The sequence below is a fragment of the Paenibacillus abyssi genome, from assembly GCF_014640295.1.
Lineage (GTDB): Bacteria > Bacillota > Bacilli > Paenibacillales > Paenibacillaceae > Paenibacillus_D > Paenibacillus_D abyssi.
Window position 1 is genome coordinate 119,147 of sequence record NZ_BMGR01000005.1, and the last position, 18,266, is coordinate 137,412.

The 18,266-nt window shown below is 48.0% G+C and carries 13 protein-coding genes; 1 reads left to right on the forward strand and 12 read right to left on the reverse strand.

Annotated features, from left to right (window positions below; genetic code table 11):
- Nucleotides 1–288: 288 nt before the first annotated feature.
- From IEW11_RS09075 to IEW11_RS09120, 10 genes are all read right to left on the reverse strand, one after another.
- Nucleotides 289–1,944: a response regulator transcription factor gene (locus IEW11_RS09075; RefSeq protein ID WP_188530746.1), complete on the reverse strand. Its 1,656-nt coding sequence runs from the start codon at nucleotides 1,942–1,944 to the stop codon at nucleotides 289–291.
- Nucleotides 1,937–3,760: a cache domain-containing sensor histidine kinase gene (locus IEW11_RS09080; protein ID WP_188530747.1), complete on the reverse strand. Its 1,824-nt coding sequence runs from the start codon at nucleotides 3,758–3,760 to the stop codon at nucleotides 1,937–1,939. The genes IEW11_RS09075 and IEW11_RS09080 overlap by 8 nt, the downstream gene beginning before the upstream one ends.
- Nucleotides 3,750–4,835 (reverse strand): autoinducer 2 ABC transporter substrate-binding protein, encoded by a 1,086-nt coding sequence (locus tag IEW11_RS09085; protein ID WP_188530906.1) that lies wholly within the window; start codon nucleotides 4,833–4,835, stop codon nucleotides 3,750–3,752. Before IEW11_RS09085 ends, IEW11_RS09080 begins: the two co-directional genes overlap by 11 nt.
- Nucleotides 4,836–5,029: 194 nt before the next feature.
- Nucleotides 5,030–5,980 (reverse strand): helix-turn-helix transcriptional regulator, encoded by a 951-nt coding sequence (locus tag IEW11_RS09090; protein ID WP_188530748.1) that lies wholly within the window; start codon nucleotides 5,978–5,980, stop codon nucleotides 5,030–5,032.
- A gap of 488 nt (nucleotides 5,981–6,468) precedes the next feature.
- Entirely contained in the window at nucleotides 6,469–7,896 is a 1,428-nt protein-coding gene (locus IEW11_RS09095) for a GntP family permease (RefSeq protein WP_229725124.1), read from the reverse strand.
- Nucleotides 7,897–7,937: 41 nt separating this feature from the next.
- A complete protein-coding gene (locus IEW11_RS09100; RefSeq protein WP_188530750.1) occupies nucleotides 7,938–9,080 on the reverse strand; it encodes a glycerate kinase in 1,143 nt (380 codons plus the stop codon).
- Between the two features lie 189 nt (nucleotides 9,081–9,269).
- Nucleotides 9,270–10,430, reverse strand: a complete 1,161-nt coding sequence (locus IEW11_RS09105; RefSeq protein ID WP_188530751.1) for a CdaR family transcriptional regulator — start codon at nucleotides 10,428–10,430, stop codon at nucleotides 9,270–9,272.
- A 25-nt stretch (nucleotides 10,431–10,455) separates the two neighbouring features.
- Nucleotides 10,456–11,010 (reverse strand): 3-dehydroquinate synthase II domain-containing protein, encoded by a 555-nt coding sequence (locus tag IEW11_RS09110; protein WP_188530752.1) that lies wholly within the window; start codon nucleotides 11,008–11,010, stop codon nucleotides 10,456–10,458.
- A 138-nt stretch (nucleotides 11,011–11,148) separates the two neighbouring features.
- Nucleotides 11,149–11,913: an alpha/beta fold hydrolase gene (locus IEW11_RS09115; RefSeq protein WP_188530753.1), complete on the reverse strand. Its 765-nt coding sequence runs from the start codon at nucleotides 11,911–11,913 to the stop codon at nucleotides 11,149–11,151.
- Nucleotides 11,914–12,121: 208 nt separating this feature from the next.
- Entirely contained in the window at nucleotides 12,122–12,958 is an 837-nt protein-coding gene (locus IEW11_RS09120; RefSeq protein ID WP_188530754.1) for a Gfo/Idh/MocA family oxidoreductase, read from the reverse strand.
- Nucleotides 12,959–13,225: 267 nt separating this feature from the next.
- Here IEW11_RS09120 and IEW11_RS25215 point away from each other — a divergent pair, with 267 nt between their 5' ends.
- A complete protein-coding gene (locus IEW11_RS25215) occupies nucleotides 13,226–14,140 on the forward strand; it encodes a methyl-accepting chemotaxis protein (RefSeq protein WP_188530755.1) in 915 nt (304 codons plus the stop codon).
- Between the two features lie 121 nt (nucleotides 14,141–14,261).
- Here IEW11_RS25215 and htpG read toward each other — a convergent pair whose 3' ends face one another.
- Together htpG and IEW11_RS09135 are read right to left on the reverse strand one after the other, a co-directional pair.
- Nucleotides 14,262–16,142, reverse strand: coding sequence for a molecular chaperone HtpG (gene htpG, locus IEW11_RS09130; protein WP_188530756.1), 1,881 nt, complete (start codon nucleotides 16,140–16,142; stop codon nucleotides 14,262–14,264).
- 370 nt (nucleotides 16,143–16,512) lie between these two features.
- Nucleotides 16,513–18,021: a PAS domain-containing protein gene (locus tag IEW11_RS09135; RefSeq protein ID WP_188530757.1), complete on the reverse strand. Its 1,509-nt coding sequence runs from the start codon at nucleotides 18,019–18,021 to the stop codon at nucleotides 16,513–16,515.
- Nucleotides 18,022–18,266: the final 245 nt, after the last annotated feature.

Genomic DNA, 18,266 nt, shown 5'->3' on the forward strand with positions numbered 1-18,266 from the left:
CCGTTTTAGTTGTAGTTGATGTCCTCTGCAAGCCGCCTGCCGTCCCGCTGTCCTCCCTTCCGGCTCATAACGTGTGTTGCTTGCTCTTGCTATTGTTAATTTACAACATCCGGGGCGGCGTTCTAAGTAAACAATCTTCTGATAGGGGGGACAATTCTCGGTTCCTGGCATGGCAACAAAAAAGATGCCTCCTGCTTGGAGACATCTTCTGGTGGTGATACAGCCAGCCATACAGCTATCCAGCTGCTTTCACCTTCGCCAATGGCGGCGTATCAGCCATAACAGGACTTAACCGTCCTGCGTTTTAATGTGTTTTTTGTATTCGGAAGGGAGCTGTCCCCATTTCTGCTTGAAAAGCCTGCTAAAGTACTTGGTGTCCTGATAGCCCAGCTGCTGCGATATTTTGCCGATGTTCAGGTCCGTATCCAGCAGCAGCTCGCGCGCTTTCTCCAGCCTGACGTCCGTTATATAATCCAACACCGTCTTACCGGTCTGCTTCTTGAAAAACTCACAAAAATAAGTCGGATTCATATACACATGGTCGGAAATATCTTTAATTGATATTTTCTGGCTGATATGTTCCTTGATCCACGCCTTCGCTTTAACAACCGGGTCATGGGCATGCTCCTGCTGGTAATGCAGCAGCTTCCCATGCAGCTGGACAACATTTTGCTTTATCGCATTTTTTATCCGGTTCAGATTGGATTCCGCCTTGACCGCTTCGAAAAGCTCATCCAGATCACTCCATAACATGCCGGATTCCGTACTCTCCAGACATACTTTATACAGCTGGATCATGAAATACTGGATGGCAAATTGAATGTCGTCCGGGGAACGCAGCTTTGTGATCTCGCCAAAAAAAGCGTTCAGCTGCGCCTCGATCTCCCCCATCTCCGCCCGACCCAGCATGAAGGCTGATTTGCCCGCCATTTCCTTCATTTCCGAAGAGAGACTAGGCTTAACATCCCTCGTTCCCAGCTCATCGGCTAAACGGGAGGAAAACACTTTATTTCCTCCAAAGGCCATTCGAAAACGAATCAGCGAATGGAGCTGTTTCTTCATGATCGGCAGAATCGAAAGATCTTCAAACGGCTGGCTTACCGCGATGGAAACGCTGAATGGAGTATATTGATTAATGCATGATTTCAAATAGTCCGGGAAGCCTTCTCCTTTTACACTGAACTCCTTCACCTCCTGTTCTGAGTTGAACAGGAGCACCCAGAAGTTAAACCCGCCGTCTCTCCACCACCAGCCCGATTGCCTCCCATCCGAAATAAAGCTGTTCACCACTTCATCGATAATGTTCTCAACCGCATAAGACATCGTGCCCCAATCCTTCGGTGAATAATCACGGGTCTTATACGGGAATTCATCCGTGCTGACGTGAAACAGCTGGTATAACCCGTCAGGGAAATCCTTGATCCAGTACATCGCTGAAATGTCTTCGGGAAAAGAGGACGAGGTTTCGCTGAGCAGCTGGGTTTGCTTGGTCTGAGCGAGCTTATCCGCATCCTTCGCCAAGTCCTTCCATTTCCGTTTCTGGCGCCGCTGAAGCTCGATTTTATCTTTTACGCGAAGCTGAATCTCCATAAACTGCGTACGGTCGATCGGCTTTAACACATAATCGGAGGCCCCTTCCCGAATGGCCGTCTGCAAATAGACGACATCATCGTACCCGCTCACGATAATGGAGCAAAAATCATGATCCTGATTCCGCTTCTTAACCTCCTTGATCAGCGTCAGGCCGTCCATCTCCGGCATTTTCACATCGGTAATCAGCAGATCGATCCGTATCGGCTGCTCCTCTAGAAAGTCGATTACTTCAATCCCGTCCGAGAATGTCCCGACAATCTCCCACTGTTCACCTCCGGAGAGAACCAACCGTTCAATCCCTCTGCGAATCCGGCTCTCGTCATCTACAATAATGGTTTTTATTTTATCCACGATAGGACTCGTCCTCAATTCTCTCATATTTTTCGACCGTTTGCAGATCGGTAATGGCAGGGATTCGAATAACAATCTCCGTCCCTTCTACGGGTTCGCTTTCGACGGCAAGCCCGTACTCCACGCCAAACAGCATCGCGATTCGGGCATGCACATTAATCAGGCCATAGCCCGAATCCCGCTTCGCAATCGGGTCTGACCGCAGTAAGCGATGAATCATTTTTAGCGTTTCATGGTCGATTCCCGCCCCGTTATCCCTAATGATAATCGTGATATCCTCGGTTTGCGGGCGGATGCCCTGAACTTTAAATACTTCGACGCTAATGTTAAGACCCTTCCGGGTTTCCAAGCCGTGCTTGATACAATTCTCAATAATCGGCTGTAAAATAAACTTCGGCGAGTAGTAATGCTGCAGTTCAATATCCGAATCGATGGTGAAATGGAGCCGCTGCTCAAACCGGTATTTTTGAATCAATAAATAATTGCGGATATGTTCAACTTCCCGGTCCATCGTGACGATCCGGTTTTTGTTGCTCAATGAAAAACGAAGCATTTTGCCCAGAAGCGTCACCATTTCCACGACCGTTTCCTTTTCGTCCTCTTCAACCGCCATACTGATCGTCTCCAGGGTATTGTACATAAAGTGGGGATTGATCTGCGATTGCAGCGCATATAACTCCGCTTGCTTCTGCCGGATCTCGATATGGTAGTTTAATTGAACAAGCTCTCTGATCCTGGAAACCATCGAATTGAAGCTGCGCGCCAATATGCCGATCTCATCCTTTGATTGAATGTTAAGATCCACTTGAAAATTACCGTTCTCCACCGTTCTCATCAGGCGGCTGAGCTTATAGATCGGCCGGCTTACGCTCCAAGCCATAAACACGGAAATTATAATTGTGGCCAGTACGATGGCAATAAAAATCCCGATGACAAAATCTTTGACCATCTCCGCCTGTTCGGTTAAATATTTAAACGGTATGCGATGAACTGTAATCCATCCCATTCGTTCGGATTCGCTTACGCTGACCAGCATTCTCTCCCCGTTCTTGTAGGATCGAAAGCTGCCATTGGCGAGCGGGAATGCAGACATGTTCTCGACTGTGCCGATCTGTTCCGGGTCGGTGTGATAGATGACTCTGCCCTGCCGGTTCATAATCCAGATCTCCGCTTCATCCTGATCCTTGATGCTCATTAGTACGCTCTCAATAAAGGTTAGCCTGACGGCAAGCATAATCGTACCGATCGTCCGCCGGTTCTCGAAGTCTTGTATGGGCTTTACGATCAAGAAAAAAGGCGGCTTTCCCTTAAATCGAAGATCGGTCTCATGCTGCAAAATCATGCCGTCCCCGCCCCCCCAATCAGGCTCCTTCTCAAAGCCGGTATAGGAAACGGTCGTACTGGAAAATAAGCGCTGCTTCGTCCATACAAACACGCCTAACAGTGAATTTTTCTCTGTGAAGTATGTGCTTGAAAGATAGCTGTTCATCGTAAAGCGGTCATTTAAAAATTCGGACCGGGTGGGATAGGAATCCTTGCGCAGGATGGACAAGACCTGGCTTGAGTTGTATAACAGCTCCGGCGCATAGGTTAATTCTTCCATCTGTTTATCGATATTCTCATTCGCTTGATCTAATATTTTCGGGATATATTCCCCAACCTGCCCTTCGATCGATTTGGTATATTGAGAGTAAGAGATATAACCCAGCAGTGATATAGGCACGACGGTTAGCAAGAGATAGGTGATGATCAGTTTAGAGCGGAGACGGTAATTTCTAAGGTTCAGCATCTGGATAAGTTTGCTGTCAGAAGTCATATTGATCGATATTTTCCTTTGTGAATACGATTGGTACGCCCATAATCACCACATTATCCTTCACCCGTATATTGCCTACTTTAGGGATCTCCTGCTGATCATACGGAAACTCGCCGTCCAATAAATTTTTCGCTAACGCAACGGTTAAATACCCCAGCCGCTGCGGGCTCCAAAGCGTAATATTCGGTGTTACCCCTTCCTTGATATAATCACGCATTGCATTAGGCAGCGATAGCCCTACAACCTTTACCGAGTTGCTTTTCCCGGCAGCCTGGATTGCCTTTGCGGCGGCAGACGGCGCAACGGCGCTCACGCCGATAATACCGGATAGATCCGGGTATTCATTCATGAGATACTTTGCGGCTTCATAGGCATTGTCGTAGCTGTCATTGCTGGATACGATTTCTGTCAGCTTCATTTCGGGGTAATATTCTTTTTGTTGGATTTTAATCCATTTAATCCAATCCGTTGTGTTAGAGGCGGTAAGCGAGCTTGTAATAATCGCGAATTTCCCCTTTTCGTTTAAACTGAGCGCCAGATTGTCCATGAGGTGACGGCCTAAGGTCTGTGGATCTACCATGTTGACAAAAAACTCTCTGCCGATCGGATCCGTATCCCCGTCCCAGGTAATGACCTTGATGTTCTGTTCACGGGCTTTCTTTAACACGGGCAGCAGCTTAAACGGGTCATTAGCCGATACGGCAATGGCATCCACCTTACGTGCGATCAACTCTTCGATCACTTTCATCTGCAGTGTAACGTCACCGACAGGCGGGCCCGTGAATATGACATTAACATTCAAGTCCTCGGCCGCTTCCATGGCCCCTTCTTCGGCGGCTTCATAATATGAAATACCCGTCAATTTAGGCACGACCGCAATGGTGTAGGGCTTGCTTTGAACATCCTGCAGCCTTTGCGCAATTCGCTCTTCCTTGTCTTCATTCACGTACACGACTTCATCTTGATTGGAATTGGCAGCCTCTGTACCGCAACCGCTTACAAAAAGGATGGCAATGAAACATAACGTCAATAGCTTGTATCCGGAGGTGGCGACCACACCCCATCTTACTGTCATCACGTCAACGTCCCCCTCCAATTTATTTGTAAAATAATACTAAAACTAAATTCATAATAGCTTTAATTTTCTGCCAATTCAAGAGTGGACAACGTTGGGCAGTCGACAATAAGAGCAGCCGGCATACCCTTCCAGTATGCCGGCTGCTCCGGGGTGACGCTTTTATAATAGAGCCATTGACTCTACGATTGTACTTACCTGTACATCTCGACCCACTGGCTGAGCTGCTGCTTTAAGCTTTCTCTGACCGACTGCGGCTCAAGTATTTCGGCATTCGGCCCATAATGCAGAATCCAATTGATAAATTCCTTCTCGTTGTTAACCGTCACTTCAAAGATCAGGCTGCCATCCTTCTGATCCTTCATGCGGGGATGCACGAACAATTCTTCTTCTTTTATGTAACGGGCCACTTCGGAGCTGAACCGGACTTTAAAGGTCGTATTTTTATCGCCCCGGTCGATGGACCATGTATTTTTCAAATACTGCTTGATGTTAAAATCGCCTTTATCGTAGGAGTGACCCGTAATATCTACGTTCTGAAAACGGCTAATCCGGAACGTGCGGATCGCTTGTTTCAAATGGCAGTACCCGATCAGATAAAAGCGCTGGTCGCGGGGCACCAAATAATACGGGTTGATTTTTCGATTCGTCGTTTCATTGCGGTACTGTGTGTGATATACCGTATCGATCGTTTTCTGCTCCAAAATGGCCTGAATGATCGGCTGCAGATAGTTCGGGCTTTCCTGGCGATAGGCCGGTGTACCCATCTGGATAATATCCGTAATATTTTCAATCAGGCTGTTTTGCTTTGATTTTTCCTTGAAGTGGGTGGCCATCACCTTATCGTAGGCCGTATCAAACCCTGGAGGGAGCTTATCCTTGTCAACCACGGACGGCAGCAGTGAAAATACGAGCGCCTCTTGCTCGGAGAAATTCAGCGGATATAAAAAGAACTTTCCCATAAAGCGGTAGCCCGTTCCCCGCCCTTCATTGGTAACGGGAGCAATTAAGCTCAATATATCCAGGTCCCTGTATATGGTTCTGATATTCACATCGCATTTAAGCGCAAGGTCGGCTGCCGAGATCCCCGGGTTCGCCTGAATTGCATTCGTAATATTGAAAATGCGGATCACCTTGTCGATCATGATTATCCCCCTTAACGAGTAGTTCTATTTTCCTATATTTACTTATTCGTCTACCACAGGGGACTTCCTTCTTTCATAGATAAAATACTCACTTAACCCTAACTGCGTCACAACCGTTACAATATCGAGTTGAATTTTATCTGATTTTTTCATCGTTATGTCACCCTCCGAAAAAGTGGAATCAAGCCGTTTCCATTAGAGGATAGCATTACCATGTGACATCAGGATGTCTCGAATGAATGTTCGCCCAAAAAAGTTCTCATTCTCATCATTCAGCTTGCATGAACTTCCTCCAGCAGGCTCTGTAATCGGGTTCGAAGCGCTCCAAGCTGCTGTTCAAATTGCGTATCGAGACTGTGTTCATTAATTTTTGAAGATTGCTCAGATCGGAAACCGTCAGAAGCTGATCGATCGCTGGACAGCTGAGGTTTATGGGATAGAAAGTAATTAAGGCACCCTCTCGGATGCCTTCTGCAAAATAAAATTACTTATAGAAAAAATACACCGATAATGGCGACTACAATAATACCGACAAGACCCTGTACCAGCGTTGCCATCGTTTGAGCGCGGTAGGCGGTCTTCAGCGACATGCCGGAAAACTGCGATACGACCCAGAAATACGAATCGTTGACATGGCTGACGACCATCGCGCCGCAGCCGATCGCCATGACCGTGAGCATTTGTCCGATCGGCACTGTGCCTGCCATCGCATCAAGTCCGAGGGACGGCAGCATCGGCATCATGATCGTCGAAGTAATAACAAGCGCTGTCGTCGAGCTTCCTTGAGCGGTTTTCAGCAGCGCTGCAATGAGGAAGGCGACGAATAATGCGCCTACGCCGACAAACGCAGCGTTATCGCTGATCAAGGACTTCACGTAATCGGCGATCGGAGTCGCCCGGATCACGCCGCCGAGCGCGCCGCCCGCTCCGGTAATCATAATAATGATCGCCGCGTCGAGCAGCCCCTGACCCATCAGCTTCGTCAAATTTTCTTCATCGCGCTTAGGCAGCAGCGTGAATAAGGCCAGTAATACCCCGATAAATAAAGCGTTCACAGGCGCGCCAAGGAAGGTGAACAGCGTATTGACGAATCCGCTGGTAAGCAGGATGCGATTGCCTTCGGCATCCGTACCGACCGGAAAATTTGCAAAGGAGCCTAGCGCCAGCAGAATAATCGGGACGAGGATCGGACCGAAGGCCGCCCAAGCGGAAGGCAGCTTGCCGAATTGCTGTTTGTATTCCTCAAACGTTTGCGTCGCTTCTTCCAGCGTAGATGTGTATTTGCTGGCCACGATTCTTGCCCATACATGTCCGGCAAGCGCTACCGGAATCGAGACGATAATTCCGATCACGATGACCCAGAACAGGCCGTCCGGCCCGATGCCCAAATTTGTTGCCGCAGCAATCGGACCCGGTGTCGGCGGAACCAGCGTATGCGTCGCATACAGGCCGGTGGATAAAGCGATGGAAAGCGTAACCACATTGACGCCCGAGCGTTTGGCCAGCGACTTTTTCAGCGAGGACAGAATAACGTATCCCGAATCGCAGAACACCGGAATCGAGACAATCCATCCGATAATCGTCATCGCAATCGCCGGATGCCGGTCGCCGAGCAGACGCAGCACAACCTCCGCCATTTTGACCGCTGCGCCTGTTTTCTCAAGCACTTTGCCGATGATGGTTCCGAAAATAATAACGAGACCGATGCTCGTAACAATTCCGCCGAATCCCCCGTTAATTGCGCCTCCGATATCTTTAATGATCGGGCCTTCCACACCGCTCAAGATGCCGATAAAATTCGTGCCGAGCGCAAGAATGTAGGTTGCGGCGATAATGGAAAGAAACGGATGCAGCTTCCATTTTGCTGTGGCGTACACAATAAAAATAATACAGAAGAGAAGCAGCGCTAGTATAATCGGTCCCAATTGTATAATATCTTGGCTGAAGCCTTCCGGACTCATAGTAATCCCCCTCTGATCGCATAAATTCTCATGATTTGCTCAGCCGCCTGCTCCAGCAGCTCCGCAGTTCGTCCCATCGCTTCATGAAGCGGCATCGGCCGGTTCACGATGCTCAGCACAGCGGATACGCCATGCTCGTAAAGGCTTTCAATTCCGTGTCCGATCGAGCCGGCCAGAACAACGACGGGCACCTCATGCTTTTGCGCGATTTGCGCCACACCGCACGGCGTTTTTCCCCTTGCTGTCTGGAAATCGACCTGGCCTTCGCCGGTGATGACAAGATCCGCATCCTTCACCGCCGCTTCGAGCTCCGTCACTTTCGCGACAATCGACAGTCCTGAATCAAGTTGCGCATCCATAAAGGCCAACAGTCCGCCTGACAGGCCGCCCGCCGCGCCGGTCCCCGGAAGATCATGAACCGCTATCCCTCTGGTTTGCGCAATTAAATCTGCAAAATGCCTTAAATTCAGATCCAGCTGCCGGACCATCTCGGGCGTTGCGCCTTTTTGCGGTCCGAATACGGCGGATGCTCCGCTTGGACCGACGAACGGGTTATCGACATCGCAGGCGATAATGAACCGGCTCTCCGCGATGCGCGGATCCAAGCCGTCCAGGCGAATCTCGGCAAGCTTGTCTAATGCTCCTCCTCCGAAGCCTATCGGATGGCCTTCCTTATCGAGCAGCTTAGCCCCCAATGCCTGCAGCATCCCCGCTCCGCCATCATTGGTAGCGCTTCCTCCCAAACCTAAAATAAAATGGCGGCAGCCCTGGTCCAGGCCCGCCCGTATAAGCTGGCCAAATCCATACGTCGTTGTATGCAGAGGATTTCGTTCCGTTTCCTCGATCAGATACAATCCTGAGGACATCGCCATCTCGATCACACATGTTGTGCCGTCGCCCAAAATACCAAAGCCCGATTTCCTATCCCTACCCAGCGGATCCTTCACGACAGCTTCGATAAACTGTCCGTTGGTTGCATCAACAAGGCATTCCACGGTACCTTCGCCGCCATCTGCCATAGGAATAACAATGGTTACGCTTTCATTAGTGGCGCGATGAATGCCTTTCTCTATAGCAAGTCCAACTTCTTTCGCAGAAAGGCTGCCTTTAAAGGAATCGGGCGCAATGACAATTTTCACTCCTAACCAGCTCCTCTCCTTCAGTATATTCTCATCACGTTCTTGATCAAGACGATTGAGCTGTACGAGGTTATAATGCGATTATACCCAACGCCGCCTCTCCCCTCAATGTGTAAACCACACTATATGAGCTGTTTATTTACAAGTTTTTTTGTGCAATATGCACAAAAAAATCAAATCTGTAATCCCTTACATCTTTAATTTATACAGCAGGATTGCTAACTGTATACGAACTCCTTGCCTGAACTGCCTGGGACTGGCCTTTAAAAAGCTCTCAATACGATCCAGCCTGTACATGAGCGTATTCCGGTGGATTCCCATCGTTCGCGCCGTTAAGCTAAAGTTCATATCACAATCATAAAAGGACTGCAGCGTATCGACCAGCTCCGGGTAATGAATAAGCTCCCCGAGTTCTTCTTCGATGATCCGCTGCCTGGATGTGTGGGAAATTTCAGATAGTACAAGCTCCAGTGTGGCGTCATCAATATGCAGGATCGGCCCTTTGTCCGAATATTTATGAAGCACCTCCAGCAACCGCAGCAGTTCATGAAAGGATATGCCCATCTCATTGATGTCTTTGCAGACTTTGCCCAGTACAATTTGCGCACCGGTCTTTAACCTGTCCGATATCCATTTCATAATGCTCGAAGAAATCGTCAGCAGCTCCTCTTTGGCATGCTGTTCATTCTTATAGGCAGACAGCTCCGTAATGACAACCCACCGGTTCAACCCCAACTGAGCAAGCAGCGTTTGCTTGGGGTTGCGGAACAATCTGGTAAGATCCATCATTCGATAATAGCTTTGGTCCGATTCCTCAAAGATCTTATCGTTCATGTGAATCTGGATAATCATAATCGATCGGGGCAAGGTCAAGTCGATACCGAGCAGTTCCCCTCTTGCATGCAAAATTTCCAATGAGCTATGCTCCGTGCCGGAAATCATCTCTTGAACGAGATAAGCCTTGGCACGTTCCTTCATTTCAATCTGCTCCGATAAATACGATTGCTGCAGCAGCAATTCCGTCATCATTCTCACTGCGCGCCCAAAAGGAATGACCTCTGCCTCCAGGCCCGTAATGCCAATGACACCAATAATCTCATGATGGAAGAAGATCGGCATGTTAATTCCCGGCTTCGTCCCGGCCCATCTGCTCGTCGTATTGGATGAAATAATCATTTCTTCTCCGGTTCGTACGACCTCGATCGCGCCCTCATGAAGGGTACCGATCCGCTCGGGAACGCTGGAGCTGACAATGATCCCTTCCTTGTCCATCACATTCATATTCATCTGTGTCAGCTCTTTTGTCTTCTTAACGATAAGATCTGCAACTTGTCTGGTAAGCCTCATCATCTGTTTCCTCCAACCATCTATGTCATCACAACTCGATGGTCTCGCCTGTGACTTTCATCCCGAGATGTCTGCCCGGTTCATCCATCAAACATAACACTCGATCACCGGACTGCAGCCGTGTAACCGGCTTCGCTTCACCTGCTTCCGTCCAGACATGCACGCTCTCAGAGTTCTGTAAGGATGCGGAGATCAGCTTGTCCTCCACTCGGATTTCAACCCGGACGAAGGAACGTTTTTCAATTTTAATTCTTCCCAAGGCAACCTGCCGCGAGCCTCTCGGACTGTAAACCTCGATCATCGCTCCAGGCACCAGCTCAGACAGATAGCTCGTACGCTCTCCTTGTTTCATGTACTGGTGAACGGCTCCGCAATTGATGCGGAAAGGCCGTGAGGGATACGTTTCCGTAGCACGGGTCTCAGCCAGCACCAGCACGTAACCGTGGCCGGTATTTCCGACTAAAACACCCTCGTCCGATTGTAAAAAATCAATCATATCCACACAAACACGCATGCCCTCGCCGAGCGGTTCAACAGAATGAATTGTACCGTAGACACTGTGTTCCGATTCCAACGTTTCCATCCAAATGCCACCTTACCTTCTCAACTATCCTTTTGACCGAAATGATGTCTGTCTTCTTTGACTTGTAATATTAATATAACATGATCTCTGCTTATCCAGTAAGTTCGTCATGCAGCGGTTCGGGAGCCATGTTATCCTTCAAAAGGGCCTTAAAGCCGGATGAATCCTTCCCTGTATCCACTGGTCGATGACATCTGCGAACAGCTTTGGTTCTTGATAACTCCATACATGCCCGACACCCGGGACCAATCGTCCGTGACTGTGCGGGACCTGCTGTATGATCTGTTTGCCAGCGGATTTGGCAGGCCGGGTCTCTTTATCTCCTACAAGGGCAAGCAGAGGCGTTTTATTCTCGGACGGCAGCTCAATCTCGGTAAGCATTTGCGTCATGGCTCGTATAGTGGAGGCTGTCATGACCTGTGCTTCCTGTGGTAATTCCGTTATGTATTGATTCGGGATCTGAAATCCCTTCGCCATCAACTTGGCTAATGTCATAGCCGGCATGATGTTATATAAAGGCGCATTCAGATTATTAATCATCGCCAGCAGTTTGTTTAACCTCGTGGAGGTGCCGCTTAGCAGTGCCGATTTCACCATGCCGGGTTTGTGCCTCAGCAGACCCAATGCTATCGCACCGCCCAGCGAGAGTCCGACAATATGGGCTGTCCCTTGATGTGTATTCCCCTTAATAAGGGATTCGATCTGTTCGATACAATGAGCAAGGGTGAGCGGTCCTGTATCTCTACTGCGACCATGTAGAGGAAGATCCGGCACAATGCAATAATAATCCGACAAATGTGAAGCCACTCCCTCCCACATCCTGCCGCTTAACCCGCCGCCATGCAGAAACAATATCGTTTCTCTATCTTTTGTTCCATACGTTTGATAGTTAATGCTGGACATGTTATAGCTCTCCTCTACTGTTAAGGCTTGTTTACTCCGAAGAAAGCAGCGTTGCTCTAAGTATTATCCCAAAAGTTATATCCGTTGTATATCATTGCCGGTACCACTTAACAGGTAATGGACATGGACGCAGCTTAGAGGGCAGGGTACAGCCTTAAGCACCGCAGACTGATGATCGGTGACAAGAGAACGGCATGAAGCTGTCCCTTTAAGGCAGTTCAATCCATTGATATGGCGTCCGCGCCGCTTTTAGGCCATATTCAATGATTGTGATAATCGCGACCGTTTCCTTCGCATCGACGGCAGGCTCTCCCGTTTCGAAAAAAGAGACCAGGTTGCGGATAAAAGCATCGAAAAAGTCCGACTTCGGCTGTGCCACCTTCGCACTGCCCGACTCATAGTTGATCGTCAGCGTGAACGGACATTCCCAGCCGAAATGATTAATGGTCGCTTGGCGTCCATCTGCAAATCCGATCAGCAAGGCGGGAGACTTCTCTGTTCCGATGAACATTACCCGCCTGGCTTCACAGCCCATCAGGGAAATAATCGGCTCGATCTGATGGATCGAGTAATGCTCGAAGCTACCCGGTCCCACGCTGCAGACCATTTCGATGCCCTGCGCATCAAGCTCCCGATACTCGCTTGCAAACCGCAGCGCGGAGCTCGAATACACCGGCGTGCCGTATGTACCCGCCGTCTCGAACAGCTGCAGTGCTGTTCTTCGATCCGGAGCGAACGTCTTGTCTATATAAGTAGGCTTTCCTGACCGCAGCGGAAGCTCGGACAATTCCGCATGGAGCTCGGGATTATCCGGCGACAGCACGATCAAATAGTCACTGCGCTCTACCACTTCTTCTATAGAAGACAACAATTTAATGCCCTTTCCGGCGCACCACTCGCTATTGCTCAGACCGCTTTCCGAGTCCTTCTTGCCATAGGCATACGTTACCTGCATCTTACCTTCTGACGCGCTGCTGATCCACTCCGGATACTTGTTGGCATGCCACTCATCAAGAAAGTAGTCAATAAATCCAATCTTTTTCATATCCTCACCCCCGCTGACTCAAACCTGATTTCCCTGCCGCTTTCCGAAAAGTCCATATTGAACGTTTCCTCTACGCCGAAAAAGTAACTCTCAAGTATATATTAAACGAATCTATTTTTTATTCAATGGTTCTGCTAACGTCTACTGCCAGTCAAAATAAGGAAATTAATTCCTTACAAATGGAATGAAGCAAACCGATAAATAAAATAGATGTGAAAGACTCACGACTAAAGACGCAGCTAATCAAACCCAAGAGGAGTGTGGTTCATGAATTACGCAGAGGTCAGCAAACAAGTATTAAATCCGGATGCGGTACTTAGTGCCCTTGAGAAGTCTTTAGCCATGATCGAATTCGATCTGGAAGGAACAGTGTTATGGGCAAACGACAACTTTGCGCAAACGATCGGATATCAGACAGAAGAGATGCCCGGTCTCAAACATAGGCAGTTCTGCCTTCCCGAGTTTGCGGCAACCCCGGAATACAAGCATTTCTGGAACAACCTGCGCCAAGGTATTCATCATCAGGGAAAAATCCAGAGGATAACCAAGGACGGGCGTTTGATATGGCTGGAAGCCACCTACATGCCGGTTGTACAGGACGGTCAGGTCAAGGCCGTGCTAAAGATCGCGACGGATATTACGATACGGCAACGGAATGCCGCAGCGAAAGTTACTGAGGATCTGAATGTGATGGCGGAAAATCTCCGCAATCGAGCGATAGAAGGCATTGATCGCAGTCGGGATCTGGTCGAAGCCATGAATAAAATCGTAACCGAGGCGGATGAGAATAAACATCAGGTACAGGCTCTGCAGCTTCAAGCGGCCGCCATCAAAGGAATCGTCGATACGATCCGGGATATTGCGGCACAGACCAACTTGCTTGCGCTCAATGCCGCTATTGAAGCGGCGCACGCCGGCGAGTTCGGGCGCGGCTTCAACATTGTAGCAGCCGAAGTTAGAAATCTGTCCAAACAAGTCCAAGAGGCAACACAGGAAGTCCAGAATAATGTAGAGAAAATTACCGTTCAAGTGGAGAAGATGGGTACAAGCGTGAAACGCTCAGAGCTTGCTATCGCCGATAGCAAGCAGCGGATCGAACAAGCGCTTAACGAGTTCTCAGGCATCGGTGATGCCGCACAGCAACTGGACCAGCAAGCGAAGACATTGGTAGAGCTTGTCTAAGTGCAGCCCGGTTGAAGGAGTCAGGAACTCGAACTTTATTTGTTCTAACTCATAAACATCAATAACCCGCCTTAGTCTGCGCCAGGGACGGGTTATTGTTTTTAATTATTCAGCTGCTTATTTAGACCATGATTTTGCACATATCGTTTGTGAATTCGACCGGATCTTGAAGCGGTAATCCTTCGATCAGCAGCGCTTGGCTGTACAGCAAGTTTGTATACAGATTGAGCTTCTCTTTATCGTTTTGATAAGCATTTTTCAAGGATTGAAATACCTCGTGATTGACGTTAATTTCGAGCACTTTGTCTGCTTTTACATCCTGAGCGTTCGGCATGGCTTTCAGTATTTTTTCCATTTCGATCGTTAATTCGCCCTCCGTAGACAGGCATACAGGATGGGTTTTCAGCCTTTTGGACGCTTTGACGCTTTTGACTTTGTCTGCCAACGCGTTTTTCATATAGTCGAAGAGTTCCTTGTTATCGCTCTCTTCTGTTTCCGTTTGATTCTCGTTTGCATCCGATTCAATACCCAGGTCGCCGCTCGATACCGATTTGAACTCTTTCTCTTTATACGCCATGATCATCTTGATCGCGAACTCATCGATGTCATCGGTGAAATAGAGGATTTCGTAACCCTTATCGGCAACCATCTCCGTCTGCGGCAGCTTCTCGATTCTTTCGATCGAATCTCCTGAAGCGTAGTAAATATACTTCTGATCCTCAGGCATTCTCGATACGTATTCTTCCAGGGTGACCAGCTTCTTCTCTTTGGAGGAGTAGAACAGCAGCAGATCCTGCAGCACATCTTTGTTCATCCCATAATCGCTGTAAACGCCAAATTTCAACTGTCTGCCGAAGGACTTGTAGAATTTCTCATACTTCTCTCTTTCCTCTTTCAGCAGGCTTTGCAATTGGCTCTTGATCTTGCTCTTAATGTTCTTTGCGATGAGCGTTAATTGTCTGTCATGCTGCAGCATCTCTCTGGAAATGTTAAGCGACAGATCTTCTGAATCCACCATGCCTTTGACAAAGCTGAAGTAGTCAGGAAGCAGGTCCGCGCATTTATTCATGATCAACACGCCGTTGGAATAAAGCTCCAGCCCCTTTTCATATTCCTTCGTGTAATAGTCAAACGGCGTATTCTCCGGGATGAACAAAATTGCATTATATACCACAGCGCCATCGGCACTAATGTGGATATGCTTGAGCGGCTTATCGAACCCGTAACGTTTTTCAACATAAAAATTGTCATAATCCTCCGGCGTTAGCTCGCTTTTGTTCTTACGCCAGATCGGGACCATGCTGTTTACGGTTTGCTCTTCCAGAACATCCTCGAATTCATTCTCGCTGCCTTCTTTTGGCCGCTGCTCCTTCATATCCATCTTGATCGGATAGCGGATGAAATCGGAATATTTTTTGATAATCGCCTTTAAACGGTACTCCTCAAGATACTCATCGTACTGATCGTCTTCGGTGTTCTCTTTAATTTTCAGGATAATCTCCGTACCTACCGAGTCCTTCTCGCATGGCTCAATCGTATATCCCTCTGCACCCTCGGATTCCCACTTGTGAGCCTGGTCGCTGCCCAGAGGTTTGCTGATTACAGTAACGACATCCGCCACCATAAACGCCGAATAAAATCCAACCCCGAATTGACCGATAATATTATGTCCGTCTTTCAATTCATTTTCTTTCTTGAATGCCAAGGAGCCGCTTTTCGCGATAACGCCAAGGTTACTTTCAAGATCCTCTTTGGTCATGCCAATCCCTGTATCGGAGATCGTCAATGTCCGGTTCGCCTTATCAACCGCTACCTTGATATAATAATCTTCTTTGTTAAACACCAATTGATCATCGGATAATGCTTTGTAGTATATCTTGTCAATGGCATCGCTGGCATTCGAAATAAGCTCTCTAAGAAAGATCTCTCTCTGCGAGTAAATGGAGTTGATCATCATTTCCAGTAATCGTTTCGATTCTGCTTCAAACTGTTTGATCGCCATGAATAGTTGATCTCCTTTCAGAATGTGGTTAGCACTCAAGCCATCTGAGTGCTAATTCTTTATTTTTATATAACACAACCCTTTTTCAGGTGTCAATATGTATGTAGTTATAATCTCGCTCCAGCTAATGTTTCACATACGTCTGTAAATTTGAAGCCGGTAATGAGCATCGACTTTCTAGCCTTATAGTATCGGTAATTTCGTACTCATTCAATGATTCACGTTTGGACAAGTTGGACAATAGCTTTCATTCGCCGAAATTTTATAATAAAAGCAGCGGTAAAAACCGAAGCGGCCGGTCCCCGGTGGAATACCGGGAAGCGGCCGCTGCACAGCGTGTTCTTTGTTGTCTGCTTCAGCAGGATCGGTTTTATATTGTTTTTGTAAAGTCCACCAATGATCGTGTCATGGTGTTTATCTCATCCATCGACGCGTTTACTTCCTCTGTCAAAGCAGCTTGCGTCTGTGTAAGAGCATTCATATTGCCGATATGATCCAGAATTTGTTCAATAAGCTCCTTCATGTTATCCAGGCTTTGTTCAATATTCACGGTGGCGTCGGCACTATGTATAGCCAGCTTGCGAACCTCGCCGGCAACAACGGCAAATCCGCGGCCTGACTCTCCCGCGCGGGCAGCCTCGATCGAAGCGTTTAACCCCAGAAGGTTCGTTTGATTCGCAATTTCTTTAATGAAATCGGATATATTTTTAGTTTCATCCGCACTGCTTTTCGCTTTATGGGCAGCCTCTGTAGACCGCTCCTGAGCGGCAGTAAGCTCTTGCGCTTGATAGGAGACGGAATTGACGCCTCTTACCATCTCGCCGATGGATTCGGAAAGCTGCTGCATTCTTTCGTTCATTGTTTGTACGATTTGTTCTTTATTCTTTTCATGGGTGATGTCCCGGATCGTTCCGGCTACTCGAAGCGGAACGCCTTTGCTATCGCGAATGGTTTCACCGCTGGCATGATACCAACGGTACTCACCGTTTTTCTTTGCAAGACGATAATCAAGGTCAAAAGGAGTTTGACCGGTGTAGTCATTCATATGGTCGGCAAAAGCCTGCAAGGTCCGCCCTGAATCCTCGGGGTGCAGTCGGCCGGCCCAGCTGCTGAGCACATTCGGAAAATCATTCTCATCCTCGAATCCAAGCTGTTTCCGAAACTGCTGCGAATACCAAATTTCATTGCCCGGATTGACAACATCGCCGGCAATTACGGTCATATCCCAAGGACCTTCCACCAGAGCCCTATTTATTAAATCGTAGCGGACGACCAACGCCTCAAGCTGCTCCGATCTAAGTTTCTCTTCGTGAATATCGAATAAAGCGCCCGCTACCATAAGGGGGATGCCTTCGCTATCCCGGACTGTTTTTCCGGTGCCATGGAACCATCGATAGTCGCCGCTTTTCACACGCAGACGATATTTTTCACTAAAAGGCGTTTTCCCGGTATAGTCAAACACGTGATTTGCAAAAGCCTGAAAAACCCGTTCAGCGTCTTCCTCATGCAGTTTTGATGACCAACTGTCGAGGACATTGGGAAACTCCGCTTCATTATGGTAGCCTAACAAACTGCGAAGGCCCTCGGTCCATACAATCGTGTTGTTAGGATCAAGGGGATCACCGGCCACGATTTTCATATCCCATAAGCCAACTTGGAACGCTTGAGTCAACAGATCAAAGTGGATATCTGATTCATGTATGAAGTTTCTCATCGATTCCAGTGCCTCGTTTACATTGTCGGCAATTTCCTTAGCTTCGGGAGAATTCGTGGATAGATGAAGCGACCCTGACCGATCATTCATTTTAAAGTGTTTTGATAAGATTCGGCTTTGCTCCAACAGTTCAGCGAGCGGGTGGTGAGCTTTTCGAGAAAACATAGTGATATCCCCTTTGTTTAGTAATCTCTTCGATACACTTTAGAAGAATTCAAAACATACATGAAAATCGCTTCTTTTCCTATCTAACTCCCAAGCTCACTCCGATCCCAATAGCAAATATTGGGGACATTATATCATTAAGTCATAGAAACTCAAATGGACATTCTCACTAATTTGTCAGAAACTGTCGAACTTCGCAAAAAATCCCCTCCATTCAACAGCGTGTTAACCTCAGGCACTGTCTA